Origin of the sequence: Kitasatospora sp. NBC_01246, from assembly GCF_036226505.1 — a bacterium.
In the GTDB taxonomy this organism is placed as follows: Bacteria; Actinomycetota; Actinomycetes; order Streptomycetales; family Streptomycetaceae; genus Kitasatospora.
On record NZ_CP108484.1, the window covers coordinates 5,950,463 to 5,968,922 of the forward strand.

14 protein-coding genes and 1 tRNA gene are annotated in these 18,460 nt (G+C 73.4%); 8 read left to right on the forward strand and 7 right to left on the reverse strand.

Annotated elements, in window-relative coordinates; all coding sequences use genetic code 11:
- Positions 1-60: 60 nt before the first annotated feature.
- Positions 61-1,776, reverse strand: coding sequence for a bifunctional 3'-5' exonuclease/DNA polymerase (locus OG618_RS25800; RefSeq protein WP_329489913.1), 1,716 nt, complete (start codon positions 1,774-1,776; stop codon positions 61-63).
- 168 nt (positions 1,777-1,944) lie between these two features.
- On the opposite strand from OG618_RS25800, the gene OG618_RS25805 reads away from it, so the two are divergent.
- Complete coding sequence (locus OG618_RS25805; protein ID WP_329489914.1) at positions 1,945-3,969, forward strand: M3 family metallopeptidase; 2,025 nt, start codon at positions 1,945-1,947, stop codon at positions 3,967-3,969.
- A gap of 84 nt (positions 3,970-4,053) precedes the next feature.
- Here OG618_RS25805 and OG618_RS25810 read toward each other — a convergent pair whose 3' ends face one another.
- Positions 4,054-5,529, reverse strand: a complete 1,476-nt coding sequence (locus OG618_RS25810) for a cellulase family glycosylhydrolase (protein WP_329489915.1) — start codon at positions 5,527-5,529, stop codon at positions 4,054-4,056.
- A gap of 76 nt (positions 5,530-5,605) precedes the next feature.
- Positions 5,606-6,238: a TetR family transcriptional regulator gene (locus OG618_RS25815; RefSeq protein ID WP_329489916.1), complete on the reverse strand. Its 633-nt coding sequence runs from the start codon at positions 6,236-6,238 to the stop codon at positions 5,606-5,608.
- 282 nt (positions 6,239-6,520) lie between these two features.
- On the opposite strand from OG618_RS25815, the gene OG618_RS25820 reads away from it, so the two are divergent.
- Positions 6,521-7,744 (forward strand): acyl-CoA dehydrogenase family protein, encoded by a 1,224-nt coding sequence (locus OG618_RS25820; RefSeq protein ID WP_329489917.1) that lies wholly within the window; start codon positions 6,521-6,523, stop codon positions 7,742-7,744.
- Between the two features lie 63 nt (positions 7,745-7,807).
- Here OG618_RS25820 and OG618_RS25825 read toward each other — a convergent pair whose 3' ends face one another.
- Both OG618_RS25825 and OG618_RS25830 read right to left on the reverse strand, forming a co-directional pair.
- Positions 7,808-8,617 (reverse strand): enoyl-CoA hydratase/isomerase family protein, encoded by an 810-nt coding sequence (locus OG618_RS25825; protein WP_329489918.1) that lies wholly within the window; start codon positions 8,615-8,617, stop codon positions 7,808-7,810.
- An 89-nt stretch (positions 8,618-8,706) separates the two neighbouring features.
- Positions 8,707-9,405 carry a TetR/AcrR family transcriptional regulator gene (locus tag OG618_RS25830; RefSeq protein WP_329489919.1) on the reverse strand — a complete coding sequence of 233 codons (699 nt, stop codon included), beginning with the start codon at positions 9,403-9,405 and terminating at the stop codon, positions 8,707-8,709.
- 192 nt (positions 9,406-9,597) lie between these two features.
- Here OG618_RS25830 and OG618_RS25835 point away from each other — a divergent pair, with 192 nt between their 5' ends.
- Complete coding sequence (locus tag OG618_RS25835; RefSeq protein ID WP_329489920.1) at positions 9,598-11,100, forward strand: MFS transporter; 1,503 nt, start codon at positions 9,598-9,600, stop codon at positions 11,098-11,100.
- A gap of 78 nt (positions 11,101-11,178) precedes the next feature.
- Here OG618_RS25835 and OG618_RS25840 read toward each other — a convergent pair whose 3' ends face one another.
- Complete coding sequence (locus OG618_RS25840; protein WP_329489921.1) at positions 11,179-11,727, reverse strand: GNAT family N-acetyltransferase; 549 nt, start codon at positions 11,725-11,727, stop codon at positions 11,179-11,181.
- A gap of 95 nt (positions 11,728-11,822) precedes the next feature.
- On the opposite strand from OG618_RS25840, the gene OG618_RS25845 reads away from it, so the two are divergent.
- A complete protein-coding gene (locus OG618_RS25845; RefSeq protein ID WP_329489922.1) occupies positions 11,823-12,452 on the forward strand; it encodes a TetR/AcrR family transcriptional regulator in 630 nt (209 codons plus the stop codon).
- Positions 12,453-12,800: 348 nt separating this feature from the next.
- On the opposite strand, the gene OG618_RS25850 is transcribed toward OG618_RS25845, so the two are convergent.
- Positions 12,801-12,873, reverse strand: a tRNA-Arg gene (locus tag OG618_RS25850).
- Positions 12,874-13,508: 635 nt separating this feature from the next.
- Between OG618_RS25850 and OG618_RS25855 the strand changes: the two genes are divergently transcribed.
- From OG618_RS25855 to OG618_RS25870, 4 genes are all read left to right on the forward strand, one after another.
- Positions 13,509-14,060 (forward strand): single-stranded DNA-binding protein, encoded by a 552-nt coding sequence (locus tag OG618_RS25855; protein ID WP_329489923.1) that lies wholly within the window; start codon positions 13,509-13,511, stop codon positions 14,058-14,060.
- A gap of 348 nt (positions 14,061-14,408) precedes the next feature.
- Positions 14,409-15,878 (forward strand): Cys-Gln thioester bond-forming surface protein, encoded by a 1,470-nt coding sequence (locus OG618_RS25860; RefSeq protein WP_329489924.1) that lies wholly within the window; start codon positions 14,409-14,411, stop codon positions 15,876-15,878.
- Positions 15,879-16,168: 290 nt separating this feature from the next.
- The gene (gene ettA, locus OG618_RS25865; RefSeq protein WP_329489925.1) at positions 16,169-17,833 is read left to right on the forward strand and encodes an energy-dependent translational throttle protein EttA; all 1,665 of its coding nucleotides are present in this window, start codon (positions 16,169-16,171) and stop codon (positions 17,831-17,833) included.
- A 112-nt stretch (positions 17,834-17,945) separates the two neighbouring features.
- Positions 17,946-18,425, forward strand: a complete 480-nt coding sequence (locus OG618_RS25870) for an acyl-CoA thioesterase (RefSeq protein WP_329489926.1) — start codon at positions 17,946-17,948, stop codon at positions 18,423-18,425.
- Positions 18,426-18,460 lie beyond the last annotated feature (35 nt).

Sequence of the window (18,460 nt, forward strand, 5' to 3'; positions counted from 1 at the left end):
GCGGCCCGCGCGGCTGGCGCCGGTGCGCGGCCGGTCCTGGGCGCGCGGTCCGGGCCCCGGCTACTTGGCGTCGGCGTAGCAGTCCACCACGGCGGTGGTGAGCGGGAACCGGACCGGGGTGTCCCCGAAGACCAGCCGGCGGGCCTCGTCGGCGGACTCGGCGACGGCGGCGGCCACCTCGTCGGCGAGGTTCGCCGGGGTGTGCACCACCACCTCGTCGTGCTGGAAGAACACCAGGTGCGGCCGGTCGTCCGGGCCGGTGGCGGGCAGCGCGTTCAGCCGGCGGCGCAGTGCCGCGAGCAGGGCGAGCGCCCAGTCGGCCGCACTGGCCTGGATCACGAAGTTGCGGGTGAAGCGGCCCCGGGCCCTCGCCGAGCGGCCGCCGGCCTCCCCGGCCGTCTCCGGCGCCTCGGTGAGGTCGAGCCAGTCGGCCGAGGGCGGCGGGCAGGCCCGGCCGAGCCGGGAGGCGACCACACCGCCGTCCTCGCCGGTCCGGGCGGCCGCCTCGACGTAGCCCATCGCGGCCGGGTAGCGCCGGCGCAGGGTGGCGAGGAGCACGCCGATGTCCCCGCTGGTCTGGCCGTACATGGCGCCGAGCAGACCGAGCTTGGCCTTGTCGCGGTCCCCCTGGAAGGCGGAGGCGGCCAGCGCCTCGTAGAGGTCCCCGCCGGCGGCGGTGCGGGCCAGGCCGGCGTCCTGGGAGAGCGCGGCCAGGACGCGGGGCTCCAGCTGGGCGGCGTCGGCGACGACCAGCAGCCAGCCCGGGTCGGCCACCACGGCGCGGCGCAGGATGCGCGGGATCTGCAGCGCGCCGCCGCCCCGGCTGGCCCAGCGGCCCGAGACCACGCCGCCGACCACGTACTCGGGGCGGAACCGGCCGCCGCGGGCCCAGGCGTCCTGCCAGGCCCAGCCGTGCGCGGCGTGGATCCGGGAGAGCTCCTTGTAACGGATCATCAGCGCGGCGGCCGGGTGGTCCACCGCCTTCAGCTCCCAGGACCGGGTGGATCCGAGCTGGACGCCCCGGTCGGCGAAGGCGCGCAGCACCTGGCTGTGCGAGTCGGGGTTGAACGGCCTGCCGCCGAGGGCCTCCTGGAGCTCGACGGCCAGCTCGGCGAGCAGCCTGGGCTGGGTGCCGGGGACGGTCGGACGGGGGCCGAGCAGCTCGGTGAGCAGCCGGTCGTGGACGTCGGTGCGCCAGGGCAGGCCGTCGTGCGCCATCTCGGCGGCCACCAGCGCGCCGGCCGACTCGGCGGCGACCAGCAGCCGGAACCGGGCGCGGTCACCCGGCTCGGCGATCGCGGCGAGCCGGCGCTGCTGTTCGGCGTGGACGGCCGCCACGGCGGCCAGCGCGTCGGCCCCGGGCGGGAGTTGCAGCCGGTCGGGGGCGAACAGGGTGTCCTGGCCGTCCCCGGAGTCGGCGGAGCCGGGCTCGGGCAGGTCGGCCGGGACGGGCCGCCCGTTCAGCCGGGCCCAGGCGGCGCCGAGCGAGCGGGGCGCGCCGAACCGGCCCTCGTACGCCAGCAGCAGGGCCTCGGTCAGCCGGAGGTCGTGGCAGCGGGCGAGCCGGTCGGGCAGCCGGGGGAGCAGCGGCGCGTAGGCGCTGTCGGCGGCCGCCCAGACCCAGCGCGGGTGCTCGGCGGCCTCCCGCTCGGCGACGGCGGCCGCGAGGTCCGCCACGGCGGCGGGCGGCCCGAGCGGGGCCCCGGCGTCGTCGAGGGGGAGCAGCCGGCCGCCGGGGCCGTGCGGGTCGGGGACGAGGGCGATCCGGGGTGCCACGGGGGCTCCTCCTCTCGGGCGTACGGGCTGCGGACCTCGACGGTAACCGGTGGGTACGACAACCGGCGCAGGCGCGCGTGCCGATCCGTGCGCCCGTGCGCCGACGGTGCGCCGCCCGCCGGGCCGGACGCGTGTGCCCGGCCGTTGCCACGGCGTAGGGTCGGCGAAATGACCGAGAACCCGTTCTTCAAGCCCAGCACCCTGGTCTACGAACTGCCTCCCTTCGCCGAGATCCGGGAAGAGCACTACCTGCCCGCGTTCGAGCGCGGGATGGTCGAGCAGCTCGCCGAGATCGCCGAGATCGCCGCCAATCCGGAGCCGCCGACCTTCGACAACACCCTGATCGCGCTGGAGCGCTCGGGTGCGCTGCTGAAGCGGGTCCGGGCGGTCTTCGACAACCAGGTCTCCTCGGACACCACCCCGGGCGTGGACCGGCTGGACACCGAGATCAGCCCGAGGCTGGCGGCCCACCGGGACGCGATCCACCTGGACGCCGCGCTGTTCGCCCGGATCGAGGAGCTGCACGGGCGACGGGACGGGCTCGGCCTGGACGCGGAGTCGCGGCGGCTGCTGGAGCGGCGGCACACCGCCTTCGTCCGGGCCGGCGCCCGGCTCGGCGCCGCCGACCAGCGGCGGCTGCGCGGGCTGAACGCCGAACTGGCCGCCGGCGCCTCGGCGTTCCGCCGCAACGTGTCGGCGGACTCGAAGGCGCGGGCCCTGGTGCTGGACTCCGCGGCCGAGCTGGCCGGGCTCTCGCCGGACGCGATCGCCGGCGCGGCCGCGAACGCCCGGGCGCTCGGCCACGAGGGCAAGTACGTGCTGAACCTGAAGAACTTCTCCAACCAGACCGAGCTGGCCTTCCTCACCGACCGCTCGGTGCGCGAACGCCTGCTGGCGGCCTCGCTGGGCCGGGCGGCCGACGCCAACGGCCCGCTGGCGATCCGGATGTCCGCGCTGCGCGCCGAGCGGGCCCGGCTGCTGGGGTACGACACGCACGCGGCCCACGTGGTGGCGGACGAGACGGCCGGCACCGTCGAGGCGGTCGACGCGCTGCTGACCCGGCTGGTGCCGCCGGCGGTGGCCAACGCGCGGCGGGAGGCGGTCGAGCTGGCCGCGGCGGCGGCCGTCGACGGCGTCGAGGAGATCGCCGCGCACGACTGGGCGTACTACTCGGAGCTGGTCCGGCAGTCCTCCTACCAGGTGGACGCGGCCGCGCTGCGCCCGTACCTGGAGCTGGAGCGGGTGCTGCGCGACGGGGTCTTCTTCGCCGCGAACCTGGCCTACGGGGTGACCTTCACCGAGCGGCCGGACCTCCCGGCGTACCACCCGGACGTGCGGGTCTTCGAGGTGTTCGAGGAGGACGGCGGCTCGCTCGGCCTCTTCCTCGCGGACTTCCACGCCCGGGCGTCCAAGCGCGGCGGCGCCTGGATGGACGAACTGGTCACCCAGTCGCGGCTGCTGGGCCGGCGGCCGGTGGTGATGAACAACCTGAACGTGCCCCGCCCGGCCCCGGGCGAGCCGGTGCTGCTCTCCTGGGACGAGGTGCGCACGCTGTTCCACGAGTTCGGCCACGCGCTGCATGGGCTCTTCTCGGACGTGCGCTACCCGTACTTCGCCGGGACGGACGTGCCGCGGGACTTCGTGGAGTTCCCCTCGCAGGTCAACGAGATGTGGATGGTCCGGCCCGAGGTGCTGGCCAACTACGCGAAGCACCACGTGACCGGCGAGCCGCTGCCGGCCGAGCTGGTCGAGCGGATGGCGGCGGCCGACGGCTTCGGGCAGGGGTTCCGGACCGTGGAGTACCTGGCGGCGGCCCTGCTGGACCTGGCCTGGCACACCGTGGCGCCGGGCCAGGAGATCGCGGACGCCGAGGAGTTCGAGGCGCAGGCGCTGGCGAAGGCCGGGCTCGCGGTGGCGGCGATCCCGCCGCGCTACCGGACGGCGTACTTCTCGCACATCTTCGCCGGCGGGTACAGCGCGGGGTACTACGCGTACATCTGGTCCGAGGTGCTGGACGCGGAGACGGTGGACTGGTTCGAGGGGAACGGCCGGGGGGTGCGGGAGAGCGGCGAGGTGTTCCGCCGGGAGCTGCTCTCGCGCGGGGACAGCCGGGACCCGCTGGACTCCTTCCGGGCGGTGGTCGGGCGTGACCCGAGGACCGGGCCGCTGCTGGCCCGCCGCGGTCTGGCCTGAGCCGGTTCGAGCCCGGTGCCGGGCCTCGCGCGGTGGCCCGTCCCGTGGGCCTGGGTTCTCGTGGTCGGGGCGGGCCACCGGGCCTCAGCGGGGCGTGACGGTCACCGTGACCGGGGTGCCCGGGCGGGTGTGCGGCAGGCGGATCCGGGCGGTGCCGGCCCGGCCGCCGGCCGGCTGGTCGACCTCGACCCGGGCCGCCGGCGTGACGGTGATCCGCGCACCGGCCGGGAAGGTGGCGGCGGGCAGCACCAGGTCGGTGGTCCGGCCGCTGCCGTCGGCGTTCCAGCGCACCACGTGCCCGCCCGCCGCGGCGCCGGTGCGCACGGCCGTCCCGGCGACCGCCGCCGGGTAGGGGCCGAAGACCGGCTCGTCGCCGGGGGCGGGGCGGCCGGCCGGATCGAACGCGCAGTAGCCGCCGTTGCCCCGGCACCAGTACCACATCGTCCAGCCGGCGGCGAAGCCGTCCATGGCGGCGACCTGACGGCGGACCAGCTGGGAGTTGCCCGGGGTCCGCGCGTCCGGCGGGCCCCACTCGCCGACCAGGACCGGCAGGCGGTGGGCGGCGGGGTAGGCGGTGATCGCGGCGGTGTAGTTCTCGACGAAGCCGCCGGAGGGGTCCCAGTCGGCGCCGCCCTCGACCGCGGTGTCGTAGAAGTGCGGCGCGTAGCCGAGCCGGGGCGCGCCGGGGCGCGGGTCGCCGAAGCCGGGCAGCCGGGTGGGGACGCCCTGGCCGACCAGTACCGTCGGCTCGACGAACAGCCAGGCGCGGGAGTCCACGCGGCGCACGGCCCGGATCAGCCGGCGGTACATGTCGGCGAGCCGGCCCTGTTCGAGGGCGGCGGAGGAGGCGGCGAGCACGGCCGGGTCGGTCGGGTCGCCGTCCACCGGGCCGAACGGCTCGTTGAACAGGTCGTAGCCCAGCAGCGAGGGGTGGCCGCGCAGTTCGCGGGCCAGCCGGGTGTAGAAGTCGGCCTGCCAGGCGCGCAGGTCGGGGTCGTCGTAGAGGTGGCGGAAGGCCGCCTGGACGGCGGGCTGGAAGTAGCCGGCGAACCAGTCGTCCGGGTCCGGGGTGAACGGCAGGCCGTCGTCGCGGGTGGCCCAGAGCGGGACGCCGCGGTCCCCGCCGCCGAACTTGGGCCCGTAGACGTCCTGGTGGAAGTCGACCAGGGCCAGCACGCCGTAGCGGTCGGCCCAGTCCAGCACCCGCTGCACGCGGTGCAGTTCGGTCGGGTCGAGGTGCCCGCGGACGGGCTCCAGCCTGGTCCAGGAGACGGCCACCCGGACCAGGGTGAAGCCCTGGGCGGCCAGGGTCGCGATGTCCTGTTCGGTGGCCTCGGCGTACTTGTCGAGGTTGAAGCCGCGGAGCCGCAGCCGGCGGCCGGTGGCGTCGGTGAGGTCGGTGGTGCCGTCCGGCGCGGTGGCGGTGCCGGTGGGGAACCCGGCCCGGAACGGGGCCGGTGACCGGGAGGCGTCCGGCGACGCGGCCAGGGCGGGGGTGGGGGCGGCCAGGGCGGCGGTGGCGGCGAGTAGGAGGGCAACGGCGGTGCGGCGCAAGCGCATCGGTACCTCGCGGGAGCTCGCGGAGCGTGGGGGTGGGGCCCGATGATGCCCGAACTGGCATGCACAGCACAAGAGTTCAGCTCGACGCCGGGTCCTGCGCCGGGGCCGGCAGGGCGGCGGTCGGCAGGTCGGCGGCGGCGGCCAGCCGGCCCCAGAGGAGGTCGGCGAGCGCCTGCACCATCCGGGTGCGCGAGCACGGTCTGGACTCCAGCCACCAGTCCCCGGCGGCCAGCACCATGCCGGTGATCCCCCGGCCCCAGGCCTCCGCGAGGAGTTCCCGGTCGGCCCCGAGGTCCACCTGGCTCTGCACGGCCCGGGTGATCTCCTCGGCGATCTGCCGCAGCGCCGGGGCGAGCGCGTTGCCGACGCCGGACGGGTCGCCGGGCTCGGGGTGGGTGAGCAGCCGGTAGACCTGCGGGCGGGCCTCGATCCCGGCGAGGTAGGTGTCCAGCACGTGCTCGACGCGGTCGCGGCGCTCCAGCGGTTCGCTCAGCGCGGCCCGTACGGCGGCCAGCAGGCCGCTGGTGTGGCGCTCGGTCAGTGCCCGGATCAGGCCGTTCCGGTCGCCGAAGTGGCGGTAGAGGATCGGCTTGGTGATCCCGGCCTCGGCCGCGATGGCGTTCATGCTGGCGCCCGGGCCCTCCCGCTGGACCACCCGGTCGGCGGCGTTGAGCAGCTGCTCCCGGCGGGGTGCGTCGGAGGGCGGCATGAGGTCTCCTGGCGGGTCTGGCCGACGGGGGTTGCGGCTACGGGGTGGTGCGGGCGGTCGGGCGGAGCGGTCGGGGGCGTACGGGGGCGTGGCGCGGGGCAGGCGTGCCGCGGAGCTGCCCGGCGGGGGCGTCCACGGCCCCGGGGCGTTGACATTCCTACCTATGAGTAGCAGACTCCCCGCGATGTTACCCCCGGTAACACCTGTCCGACACCCCCACTGCCCCGCCCTTGCATCCGCCGCCCCGCCGGGCGGCGAGGGGCCCCTTCGACCGGAGGCATCATGAGCACGTTCTCGCTGGACCCGGGTGCGGACCAGCTCGCCGTACGCGACTGGCTGCACGGCTTCGCCGCCGACGTGATGCGCCCCGCCGCGGCCGAGTGGGACGAGCGCGAGGAGACCCCCTGGCCGGTCATCCAGGAGGCCGCCAAGCTGGGGATCTACTCCCTGGACTTCTACGCCCAGCAGTACTTCGACCCCTCCGGCGTCGGCATCCCGATCGCCATGGAGGAGCTGTTCTGGGGCGACGCGGGCATCGGCCTCTCGATCGTCGGCACCACGCTGGCCGCCGTCGCCGTGCTCGCCAACGGCACCGACGAGCAGATCGGCACCTGGGCGCCGCAGATGTTCGGCACCCCGGACGACCTCAAGGTGGCCGCCTTCTGCTCCTCCGAGCCGGACGCCGGCTCCGACGTGTCCGCGCTGCGCACCCGGGCCGTCTACGACGAGGCCAAGGACGAGTGGGTGCTGAACGGCACCAAGACCTGGGCGACCAACGGCGGGATCGCCGCCGTCCACGTGGTGGTGGCCGCCGTCGACCCGGCGCTCGGCGCGCGCGGCCAGGCCTCCTTCGTGGTGCCGCCGGGCACGCCCGGGCTGAGCCAGGGCCAGAAGTTCAAGAAGCACGGCATCCGCGCCTCGCACACCGCCGAGGTGGTCCTGGACGGCGTCCGACTGCCGGGGCACTGCCTGCTCGGTGGCAAGGAGAAGCTGGACGAGCGGCTGGCCCGGGCCCGCGAGGGGGCCAAGCGCGGCGGCGGCCGGGGCAACGCGGCGATGGCCACCTTCGAGGCCTCCCGGCCGGCCGTCGGGGCGCAGGCGATCGGCATCGCCCGCGCCGCGTACGAGGTGGCGCTGGACTACGCGAAGACCCGGGTGCAGTTCGGCCGCCCGATCATCGACAACCAGGGCGTGGCCTTCCAGCTGGCGGACATGAAGACCCGGATCGACGCCGCCCGGCTGCTGGTCTGGCGGGCCTCCTGGATGGCGGCGAACAACCAGCCGTTCACCGCCGCCGAGGGCTCGATGTCCAAGCTCTACGCGGGCGAGACCGCCAAGTGGGTCACCGCGCAGGCGATGCAGATCCTCGGTGGCAACGGCTTCACCCGCGAGTACCCGGTCGAGCGGATGCACCGGGACAGCGCGATCTACTCGATCTTCGAGGGCACCAGCGAGATCCAGCGGCTGGTGATCGCCCGGGCGATCTCGGGGATGCCGATCCGCTGAGTGCGGCGGGGCCGGGCGGCGCGACCGACGGGTGCGCCCGTGCGTCCGTCCGGCCCGGGCCGGTCAGAACCGGGGCGGCCGGCCCTCCAGGAAGGCGGCGAGACCCTCGCGGACGTCCGGGGCCTCCCGGGAGCGGCGCTCCCAGGGGTGCAGCGCCTCGGCGGCCCGCTCCGGCGGGACGGCCAGCGCGGCCTTGACCGCGCCGATGGTCTGCGACGAGCGGGTGGTCAGCAGCCGGGCGAACTCCAGCGCCCCGGCGTCGAGTTCGGCGCCCGGCAGGACCCGGTCGGCGAGACCGAGCGTGAGGCACTCCCGGCCGGTCACCAGCTCGCCGGAGAAGAGCAGGTACTTGGCCCGCGACGGGCCCACCAGGCGGGCCAGCCGAAGGGTCGGCACCGCAGGGTAGACCACCCCGAGCTTGGCCGGGGTGATGCCCAGCCGGGCGTCCTCGGCGACGAACCGCAGGTCGCAGGCGACGGCCAGCTGACAGCCGCCGCCGACGCAGGCGCCGTGCACCACCGCGACGGTCGGATGCGGGAAGTCCGCCAGCGCCTCCTCGGCCGCGACGTTGACGGCGTGGTAGTCGTCGGCGCGGTCCGGGTCGGCGTAGATCCCGGACAGTTCGGCGATGTCGGCGCCGGCGCTGAAGGTGCCGCCCGCGCCGGTGACCAGCAGGGCCCGCAGACCGGGCTGCTCGGCGAGCCGGAGCAGGACCTTCGGCAGGGCCTGCCAGATCGCCAGGGTGACGGCGTTGCGCCGGTGCGGCCGGGCGAACTCCAGCACCGCGACGCCGTCCTCGCCGGTGTAGGCGTGGAGGCCGTCGACGTGGGTGGGCAGCGGGGAGCGGTCCCGCGTGAGCAGCGGCTGGTCCATGCGCACCTCCGGAGTTCGTGGTGCGGACACTCTCTCAGGCGCGGCCGCGGCCCCGTCGGGCGGACCGTCCGCCGCCGGGCGGCGAACGGTCAGGCGGGCCGGGTGCCGTAGTCGCCGAGGCCGTGCTCGGCCATGTCGAAGCTGCGCCGGGCGTTCTCCAGGGCCTCCGGCAGCACGTCGGCGGCCCGTTCGCCGGCCAGCATCCGGCGGTGGTTCTCGTTGGTCAGCGCCAGCCGGACGCTCATCAGCTGGGCGGCCGCGACCTGGGCCCGGAGCCGGTCGCCGGCCGGGTCCTGGGCGAGCAGCTCGGCGGCGAGCAGCTCGTTCGCCGCCCGGCCCCACGCGGTGGTCGCGCGCAGGGTCAGTGCCGGTGTCCGGTGGATCAGGCGGATCACGTCGAGCACGAAGCGGTCGTCGCTCAGACCGGTGGCCGGGTCGAACCGCTCCAGGCCCGCCGCGAACCCGGCGCGCAGCGCGGCCACCGCCGAGACGCCCGGGGCACGGTCGCGGACCGCCTCGGCGGCCTCGCCGGTGTGCCGCTCCATCGGGCTCATGACCAGGTCTTCCTTGGACGGGAAGTAGTTGAAGACGGTCATCTTCGAGACGTCGGCCGCGGCGGCGATCTCGGCGACCGACACCTCGTCGAAGCCGCGCTCGGCGAAGAGGGCGATCGCGCTGTGCCAGATCCGACGGGCCGTCTGGCGCTTCTTGCGCTCGCGCAGGCTCAGTGCCGCGTCCGCGGCCGCCTCCACTGCCTCGGGCCCGGTGGTCGTGCTGCGCTCTGCCATGGCAGGACTGTACCAGGATCAAAGATCGATCGGGCCTAATGATGGACTTTGGCGAATCATTGACTCCAGCGAACAATTGACCGGGTCAAAAATACCTGCCATGGTGAGGGCGCGCCGCCGAGCCGCACCTGTCCGGTGCGGTCCGGTCCGTAGCCGAATGCCCGAATTCCACGATCCCCGGGGGGACTTCCCATGGCCGCCACCGCGCCGGCAGCAGCTCTGATGACGGAGCCCCAGCGCAAGCTGGGCATGCTGCTCTGCCTGATCACGATCGTCCTGGCGGTGCTCGACATGAACATCGTGTCGGCCGCCACCGTGCCGATCGTCCAGGACCTCGACCCCGTCCACGGCGTCGACCGACTGCCCTGGCTGGTGAGTGCCTTCGCCCTGGCGGCGACGGCGCTGCTGCCGCTCTACGGCAAGCTCTGCGACCTCTACGGTGCCAAGCGGGCGCTGCTGGGGGCGGTCGGCGTCTTCCTGCTCGGCTCGGCGCTCTGCGGAGCGGCCCAGTCGATGACCGAGCTGATCGCCTTCCGGGCGGTCCAGGGCATCGGCGGCGGCGGGCTGATGAGCGTGACGATGGTGGTGATGGCGCAGCTCAAGGACCCGGACGACGCCAAGGGCGGCGGTGGCGGCGTCGGCGGCATCGTGGGCGGCGCGGGCATGGCCGTGGGCCCGCTGATCGGCGCGCTCCTGGCGGACCACCTCGACTGGCGCTGGATCTTCTACATCAACCTGCCGCTCGGCCTGCTCGTCCTGGTCGGCTCCGCGCTCGTGCTCAAGCTTCCGCGTTCGGCCGGCCGGCGCGGCCTGGACTTCCTGGGCGCCGCCCTGGCGGCCGCGTTCGCCACCGGGCTGCTGCTGGTGACCGAGTGGGGCGGCAAGACCTACGCCTGGACTTCGCCGGAGATCCTCGGTCTGGCCGCCGCCACCCTCGCGGCCCTCGGCCTCTTCCTGTGGCGCCAGGCCACCGCCGCCGAGCCGGTCCTGCCGCTCTCGCTGTTCCGCATCCCGGAGATCCGGATCGGCTTCGCGGTGCAGGGGCTGGTCGGAATGGGCCTGATGGGCGCGATCATGTACGTGATGCTGTACCTGCAGGTGGCCCGCGGGGTCGCCGCGACCTCCGCCAGCCTCTATCTGATCCCGATGGCGCTCGGCATGACGGCGGTCGGTCTCGCGGCCAACCGGTTCGCCGCACGGGGCTGGTCGGTCCGGGCGATCCTGGCCTCCGGCGCCGCCTGCGCCACGGTGGCCCTGCTGCTGCTCGGGCTGAGCGGCCCGGACACCTCGCTCTGGCTGGTGCGGGCCGAGCTCGTCCTGCTGGGCCTCGGCCTCGGCCAGTTGATCGGCCGCCTCATCACCGTCGTCCAGGAGGCCGCCCCGGCCCACCAACTGGGTGTCGCCACCACCGGTGTCCGGTTCTTCCAGACGCTCGGCAGCGCGCTGGGCGCCGCGCTCTTCGGCACCGTGCTGGCCCGGGTCTTCGACAGCGGCGAGCCCGGTACCGCGCTCGGTGCGGTGGGCCGGCTGACCGGCGCCGCCAGGACGCACGCGGTGCACAGCTTCATCGGCGCGGTGGACGTGGTGTTCCTCTCGGCGGCCGGGGTGATGGCGCTGGTCCTCGTCTTGGCCCTGCGGCTGCGGCCGCGCCCGGTGCCCGAGCCGGTGGCGCAGGGGCAGGCGCTGGCCGCCTGAGCGGGGTACGGGGTAGGAGCGGTGCGGCGCGGGGCCCGGTGGACGACCGTCCACCGGGCCCCGCGCCGTGCGCCGCCGTCAGCCGGTCGGCTGCCACTCGTGGGCGAGCAGCGACCAGATCTCGGAGTCCTGGTGGACGCCGTTGACCAGGTACGACTCCCGCAGGACACCGTCCAGCCGCATGCCCAGCCGCTGCGCGAGCGAGCGGCTGCGGAGGTTGGTCGGGCTGGTGTGCCACTCCAGGCGGTGCAGGCCGCGGGTGGTGAACGCGTAGTCGACCAGGTGGCGGACGGCGGCGCCGACCAGGCCCCGGCCCTCGCCAGCGGGCTCCGTCCAGACGCCGATCTCGGCGACCCCGGCGACGGCGTCGAAGGAGACGAACATCGTGCCGCCGACCAGCGTGCCGTCCAGCCAGATGCCGTAGAGCCGGCCGGCGTCGGCGGCCTGCCGGTCGGCGTAGCCCTGCAGGGTGGCGCGGGCCGACGTCAGGTCGGTGGAGCGGTGGGCCCAGGTGATCCACGGGTTCATGTGGTCGCGGGCGCGGTCCATGTGGGTCAGGAACTCGGCGGCCTGCCACGGTTCCAGAGGGCGCAGTTCGGCACGGTCGGCGAGCGGGACGGCGAACATCGGCGGGCCTTTCGGGCGGGGCCGGGTGGGGGGCGGGGGCGCGGCCCGGCCGTTCCGGCATACATAACAAACGTTTGGTAGGTACCATACCGCCTATGACACCAGCCCGGGGAGACCATGAAGCCCGCCGCGAGGACGTCTCCGAGGCGGTCTGGCGGGTGCTCTCCTCGCGCGGCTTCGAGGGGCTGACGCTGCGTGCGGTGGCCGCCGAAATGGGCGCCTCCACCGGTTTGTTGACGCACTACTTCCCCAACAAGCGGGCGCTCGTGGCACACGCCCTCGACGTACTGGACCGGCGTTCCCAGCAGCGGCCGCGCCGGACCGCCCCGGCGGACGGCAGCCCGCCGCCGCCCGCCGGACTGCCCAGGCTGCGGGCGGCTCTGCTCGACATCCTCCCGCTGGACGGGGCCGGCACGGCCGGCAACCGGATCTGGGTCGGCTCCTGGGACGTCGCGCTGGCCGACCCGGAGCTGGCCGCCGCGCACGCGGCCCGCTACGGGCGGGCGCGGGCGCTGCTGGCCGAGTCGGTGGCCGCCGCGCAGCGGCTGGGGGAGCTGCCGGACGGCGTGGACGCCGGGCAGCTCGCCGCGGGGGCGCAGGCCTTCGCGCTGGGGCTGGTGGTGCAGGCGCTGTTCGCCCCGGCGGAGTTCCCGCCCGAGCGGCAGGTGGCGCTGCTGGACGCCTATCTGGCGGGGCTGCCCGGAGCGGCCGCCGGCCAGGGTTGAGCGGAGCCGAGCGGGACTTCGCGGCGCCGAGCGGCGTCGAGCGGCGCCTCGCGGCGCCGAGCGGCGTCGAGCGGGGCTCCGCGGCGCCGGGGACGGCCCGCGGCTGCCGTCCCCGGCGCGGCACCGGAGGCGAGCGGCGTGGCGGCCCCGGGGGGTGTTGTCTGATTCGCCCGTTGTTTCCGTTCGGGCCGTACGACCGGTTCGTACCGGTGTTTCCCCCGGTGTCGTTTCCGCCCCCACCACGACACGCATTGTCACGGGCTATGCGCGTTCGGTACACGTGATTTTCCGGCGGCCCGGCCGTGCAAAGCCCTCGCCGAGGGCGTGGCCTGCGGGAATTCGGTGCGGTGCCCCCAGCAGGATTCGAACCTGCGACCTACCGCTTAGAAGGCGGGTGCTCTATCCGCTGAGCTATGGGGGCGGGACGGACGGCGCCCTGATGGGCGTGACCGTTGCCGGGATCGGGCGACGAGCGCGCGGGGCGCCCGCTGTCCGGCCCCTGCCTGAGGGTGGGGTGGGGGTTGGCGGGGCCTTGCCCTGTCGGGGACAGGATAAGGGTGTCCAGAACCTCGGCCGGGTGTAACAACACCGTCGCGGGTGTGTCGGCTTCGGTGGAGCGGTCCGATAATCGCAGGTGACGGCCGTGCGTGCAGCGGTCTGGCCCGCTTCGGCGCCGGACGTTGTGCAGTCGTTACGGGGCTGCCGCCCCACCCGTTATGGATTCGGCACGGAGAAACTACCGGTCTCGGTGCGGGTGGGGGGCCGTATTCGGGTTCGTTCGGTCGGATGACGTGGGCGGACGGCCGGGCAGGCCACCCCTGGGGGTGCGCGGGTACGGCGGGAAGCGGGGCGTTTGTTGTCATGGCCCCGTAGAAGCCAGGCCGAAAGTAGGACCGGAAGGGCCGAAATTCACCCCTGTGGGTGACACCGGTTTTCCACAGGGCCGACTTGTCCACAGGATTTCCGATCTGCCTGGTGCGGATTTCCCGGGAAGCGCACTCTCAACTCGCGCCGGTCGATTCCGTACGGTGCATCCGGGAGAACGGAGCGTGTTCTGTGAACGAGACCCAGGTGACGGTCATCGGCAATGTCGCGACCGAGGTGAGCTGCACGCGGACGGCGGACGGGGTGGCGGTGGCCAACTTCCGGCTGGCGTCGACGGAGCGCCGGTACGACCGGCTGCGGGAGGCCTGGGTGGACGGCGAGACGCAGTGGGTGACGGTGACGGCCTGGCGGGCGCTGGCCGCTCACCTGATCGGCTCGCTGTCGAAGGGTGATCCGGTGGTGGTGAGCGGGCGGTTGAGGGTCCGGGAGTGGATGGACGGTGAGGCGCGGCGCAGCAGAGTCGAGATCGACGCCCGGTCGGTCGGGCACGACCTCAGTCGTGGCACCGCCGTCTTCACGTGGGGTGCGGCCTCGCGGGCGGAGCCGGCGGAGGGTCGGGAGGTGTCCGTGGGCGAGGCGGTACCGGGCTGGATCGCGGACGCACTGCAGGCGCGGAGGGCGGCCGTCGACCCGCCGGTGGCACCCCTGTTGGCGGTCGCCGGGGTCGGGGCGCGGGTGGACGGCAGGGGAACGGAGGGTGACGCCCTGGCTTCTTCGGTCTGACCGTCGACCGGTCTCAACTGTCGACAAATATGTTGATCGAGACGGTTGTTGTGCCCGCGCGTGCAAACACCGGACCGGTTAAGTGAAAGATCGGGAGTTTCTGGCTGATCGTCAGCTTGTGTGGATGATGGGAGCATTGATAACGATACAGATACGGAATCGTCCTGATTTCGCATGGGGGTTTGCGCGCCTCCCTGGCTCAATAGGATTCGTCTGGTTCACACACGTGCAGCGGCGCCACAGGGGGCGCGGCAATGCAAGGCGGGCAGCCCATCGGCATGGCCCGGCCCGGAGGGATCCCAGATGTTCCAGAGGCAGGGGCGGAGTCTTCCGCGCATAACCACTGTCATGCTCACGACCAGCGTAGCGCTGGGCGGGAGCCTGCTCGCAGCCGGTGCGGCGGCTGCGGCCGACGCACCGGGTGCGGGCGTCACGGCGGTGATCCAGCCGACCATGCAGAGCGAGGAGATCGCCATCGAGGGCGGTCACTCCGTTCAGGGCGGTCTGTTCACCCTCAAGACGGCCAACGGCGAGCTTCGTACGTACTGCATCGACATCGACCACCCGGTCAACATCGAGAGCAGGGTCGAGTACCAGGAGTCGGACTGGAAGTCGAGCTCGCTCGGCCGCAAGGAGAAGGCTCAGGACGCCGCCAAGATCCGTTGGATCCTGGAGAACTCCTACCCGCAGGTCACCGACCTCAAGAAGCTGGCCGACGCGGCCGGTATCAAGGACGGTCAGCTCACCGCCGACGACGCCGCCGCGGGCACCCAGGCCGCGATCTGGAAGTTCTCCGACGGCAAGAACGCCACCCCGGTCGACGCGCAGGCCAAGAAGCTGCGCGACTACCTGGTCAGCGACGCCAACAAGGGCATCGCGGCCGAGCCCAAGCCCTCGCTGAGCCTCACGCCGGACTCGGTGTCGGGCAAGCCGGGCAACAAGCTCGGTCCGTTCACCATCAACACCAGCGCCTCCGAGGTGAAGCTCGCGCTCTCCGGCGACGCCGCGGACAAGGCGAAGCTGGTCGACAAGGACGGCAAGCCGGTCACCGGCCTGACCGGCCCGGTCGCCAAGGACACCCAGCTGTTCCTGGACGTGCCGGCCGGCACGTCGGACGGCACGGCCACGGTGACGGCCTCGGCCGAGACCGTCGTGCCCAACGGCCGGGTCTTCCTGAGCAAGGGCTACACCCCCGAGAAGCACAGCCAGACCATGATCCTGGCCGGCTCCACCAAGCTCAGCGTGGTGGACGCGGCCAAGGCCGCGTGGAAGGCCGGCAAGGGCCCGCTGCTGGACAGCAACGCCCAGGTCGAGTGCGACTCCAACGGCGTCCGCGTCAACGTCGCCAACGGCGGCGACGAGGCGGCCTCCGTGACCGTCGCGCCGGGCAAGACGGTCACCGTCCAGCCCGGCAAGATGGAGAGCGTGCTGGTCCAGGTCAACGAGGACACCGCCTACGACATCAAGGTGACCGGCCCGAACGGCTTCACCAAGGAGTTCAAGGGCATCCTGGACTGCAAGGTCACCAGCGTGACCACGCCGACCGCCACCCCGTCGGCCGGCACCAGCGCCACGGCCACGGCCACGCCGACCCCGAGCGGTACCGGTACGCCGACCGCCGCTCCGTCCAGCTCCTCGGCGCACCCGGCCCCGGCCGCCAGCAGCCCGGCTCCCGGCACCACGGGCGGCCTGGCCGCCACCGGTGGTAACGACGCCACCCCGATCCTCGCCGCCGTCGCCGGTGGCCTGGTCGTGGCGGGCGGTGCCGCGGTCTTCGTCCTGCGCCGTCGCGGTCGCCACGGTCGCAGCGCCGCCTGAGGCAGCGCCGCACCGGTACCGAAGTAGTACTGAACGCAGTGAAGGGCGCCCGGCCTGCTCCGGCAGGGCGGGCGCCCACCACCCGGCCCGGTTCACCGCACTCGCTGCGGGGAGCCGGGCCGCGGTGCGTCCGGCGGGGCCGCGCCGGGCGGTGGTGGCCGGGGCCGGCGCGGGCGTCCGGGGCGGGATACCCCAGTGGGGCAAGGCTGGCGGTTCGGGCTCTCGGCCGGGTGCGGCACAATGGAAGGCTGCAAGCCGAATTACTCCCGACGACGCCGGAGCGATCTCACGTGGCGGAATACATCTACACGATGCGCAAGGTACGCAAGGCGCACGGAGACAAGGTCATCCTTGACGACGTGACGCTCAGCTTCCTCCCGGGGGCGAAGATCGGCGTCGTGGGCCCCAACGGCGCGGGTAAGTCCACCGTGCTGAAGATGATGGCCGGCCTGGAGCAGCCGTCCAACGGCGACGCCTTCCTCTCGCCCGGGTTCACCGTCGGCATGCTGCTCCAGGAGCCGCCGCTCGACGAGACCAAGACCGTTCTGGAGAACGTCGAGGACGGCGTCAAGGAGATCAAGGGGAAGCTCAACCGCTTCAACGAGATCGCCGAGCTGATGGCCACCGACTACTCGGACGCGCTGCTCGACGAGATGGGCAAGCTCCAGGAGGACCTGGACCACGCCAACGCCTGGGACCTCGAAGCCCAGCTGGAGCAGGCCATGGACGCGCTGGGCTGCCCGCCCGGCGACTGGCCGGTCACCAAGCTCTCCGGTGGCGAGAAGCGCCGCGTGGCGCTCTGCAAGCTGCTGCTGGAGGCCCCCGACCTGCTGCTGCTCGACGAGCCCACCAACCACCTGGACGCCGAGTCGGTGAACTGGCTGGAGCAGCACCTGGCCAAGTACGCCGGCACCGTCGTCGCCGTCACCCACGACCGGTACTTCCTGGACAACGTGGCCGGCTGGATCCTGGAGCTCGACCGCGGCCGCGCGATCGGCTACGAGGGCAACTACTCCACCTACCTGGAGAGCAAGCAGTCGCGCCTCAAGGTCGAGGGCCAGAAGGACGCCAAGCGCGCCAAGCGGCTCCGCGAGGAGCTGGAGTGGGTCCGCTCCAACGCCAAGGGCCGTCAGGCGAAGTCCAAGGCGCGTCTGGCCCGCTACGAGGAGATGGCGGCCGAGGCCGACAAGATGCGGAAGCTGGACTTCGAGGAGATCCAGATCCCGCCGGGCCCGCGTCTGGGCAGCATCGTCATCGAGGTCGAGAACCTCAACAAGGCCTTCGGCGAGAAGATCCTGATCGACGACCTGAGCTTCACCCTGCCGCGCAACGGCATCGTCGGCATCATCGGCCCCAACGGCGCCGGCAAGACGACGCTGTTCAAGATGCTGCAGGACATGGAGACCCCGGACTCCGGCACCGTCAAGGTCGGCGAGACCGTCAAGATCAGCTACGTCGACCAGAGCCGCGCCAACATCGACCCGAAGAAGACGCTCTGGGAGGTCGTCTCCGACGGCCTGGACTGGATCAACGTCGGCCAGGTCGAGATGCCGTCCCGCGCCTACGTCTCGGCGTTCGGCTTCAAGGGCCCGGACCAGCAGAAGCCGGCCGGCGTGCTCTCCGGCGGTGAGCGCAACCGCCTGAACCTGGCGCTCACCCTCAAGCAGGGCGGCAACCTGCTGCTCCTCGACGAGCCCACCAACGACCTGGACGTCGAGACCCTCTCCTCGCTGGAGAACGCGCTGCTGGAGTTCCCCGGCTGCGCCGTGGTCATCTCCCACGACCGCTGGTTCCTGGACCGGGTGGCCACCCACATCCTCGCCTACGAGGGCGAGAGCAAGTGGTTCTGGTTCGAGGGCAACTTCGAGTCGTACGAGAAGAACAAGATCGAGCGGCTGGGCGCCGACGCGGCCCGTCCGCACCGGGCCACCTACAAGAAGCTGACCCGAGGCTGACACCCAGCTGTCACAACGGCCCGGCAGACTGCTCCCCGGGGGGCGGCCTGCCGGGCCGCGGCCCACCGGCCGTCACCCGCCGGCGGGTCACCGGACATCGAGGAGAACACCCGTGGCACGCCACATCTACGCCTGTCCGCTGCGTTGGTCCGACATGGACGCCTTCGGGCACGTCAACAACGTGGTCTTCCTGCGCTACCTGGAGGAGGCCCGGATCGACTTCATGTTCACCCAGGCCGCCGCGGCCGGTGCGGGGGAGTTCGCGGGCGGCTCGGTGGTGGCCCGCCACGAGATCGACTACAAGCGCCCGCTGGTGCACCGGCCCGAGCCGGTCACCATCGAGACCTGGGTCACCAAGATCGGCGGCGCCTCGCTGACCGTGTCGTACGAGATCAAGGACACCGCCGAGGACGGCACCGAGACGGTCTACGTCCGGGCGTCCACCGTGGTCGTCCCCTACGACCTGGCCGAGGGCCGCCCGCGCCGGATCAGCCCGGTGGAGCGGGAGTTCCTGGGCCGCTTCACGGACGACGACCGCGGCGCGGACGGGCACAGCCGGGACGGACGCAGCCTGGACGCCGCGGCGGCCTGAGCCCCCGGCCCGGACCACCACCCATCACCGATACA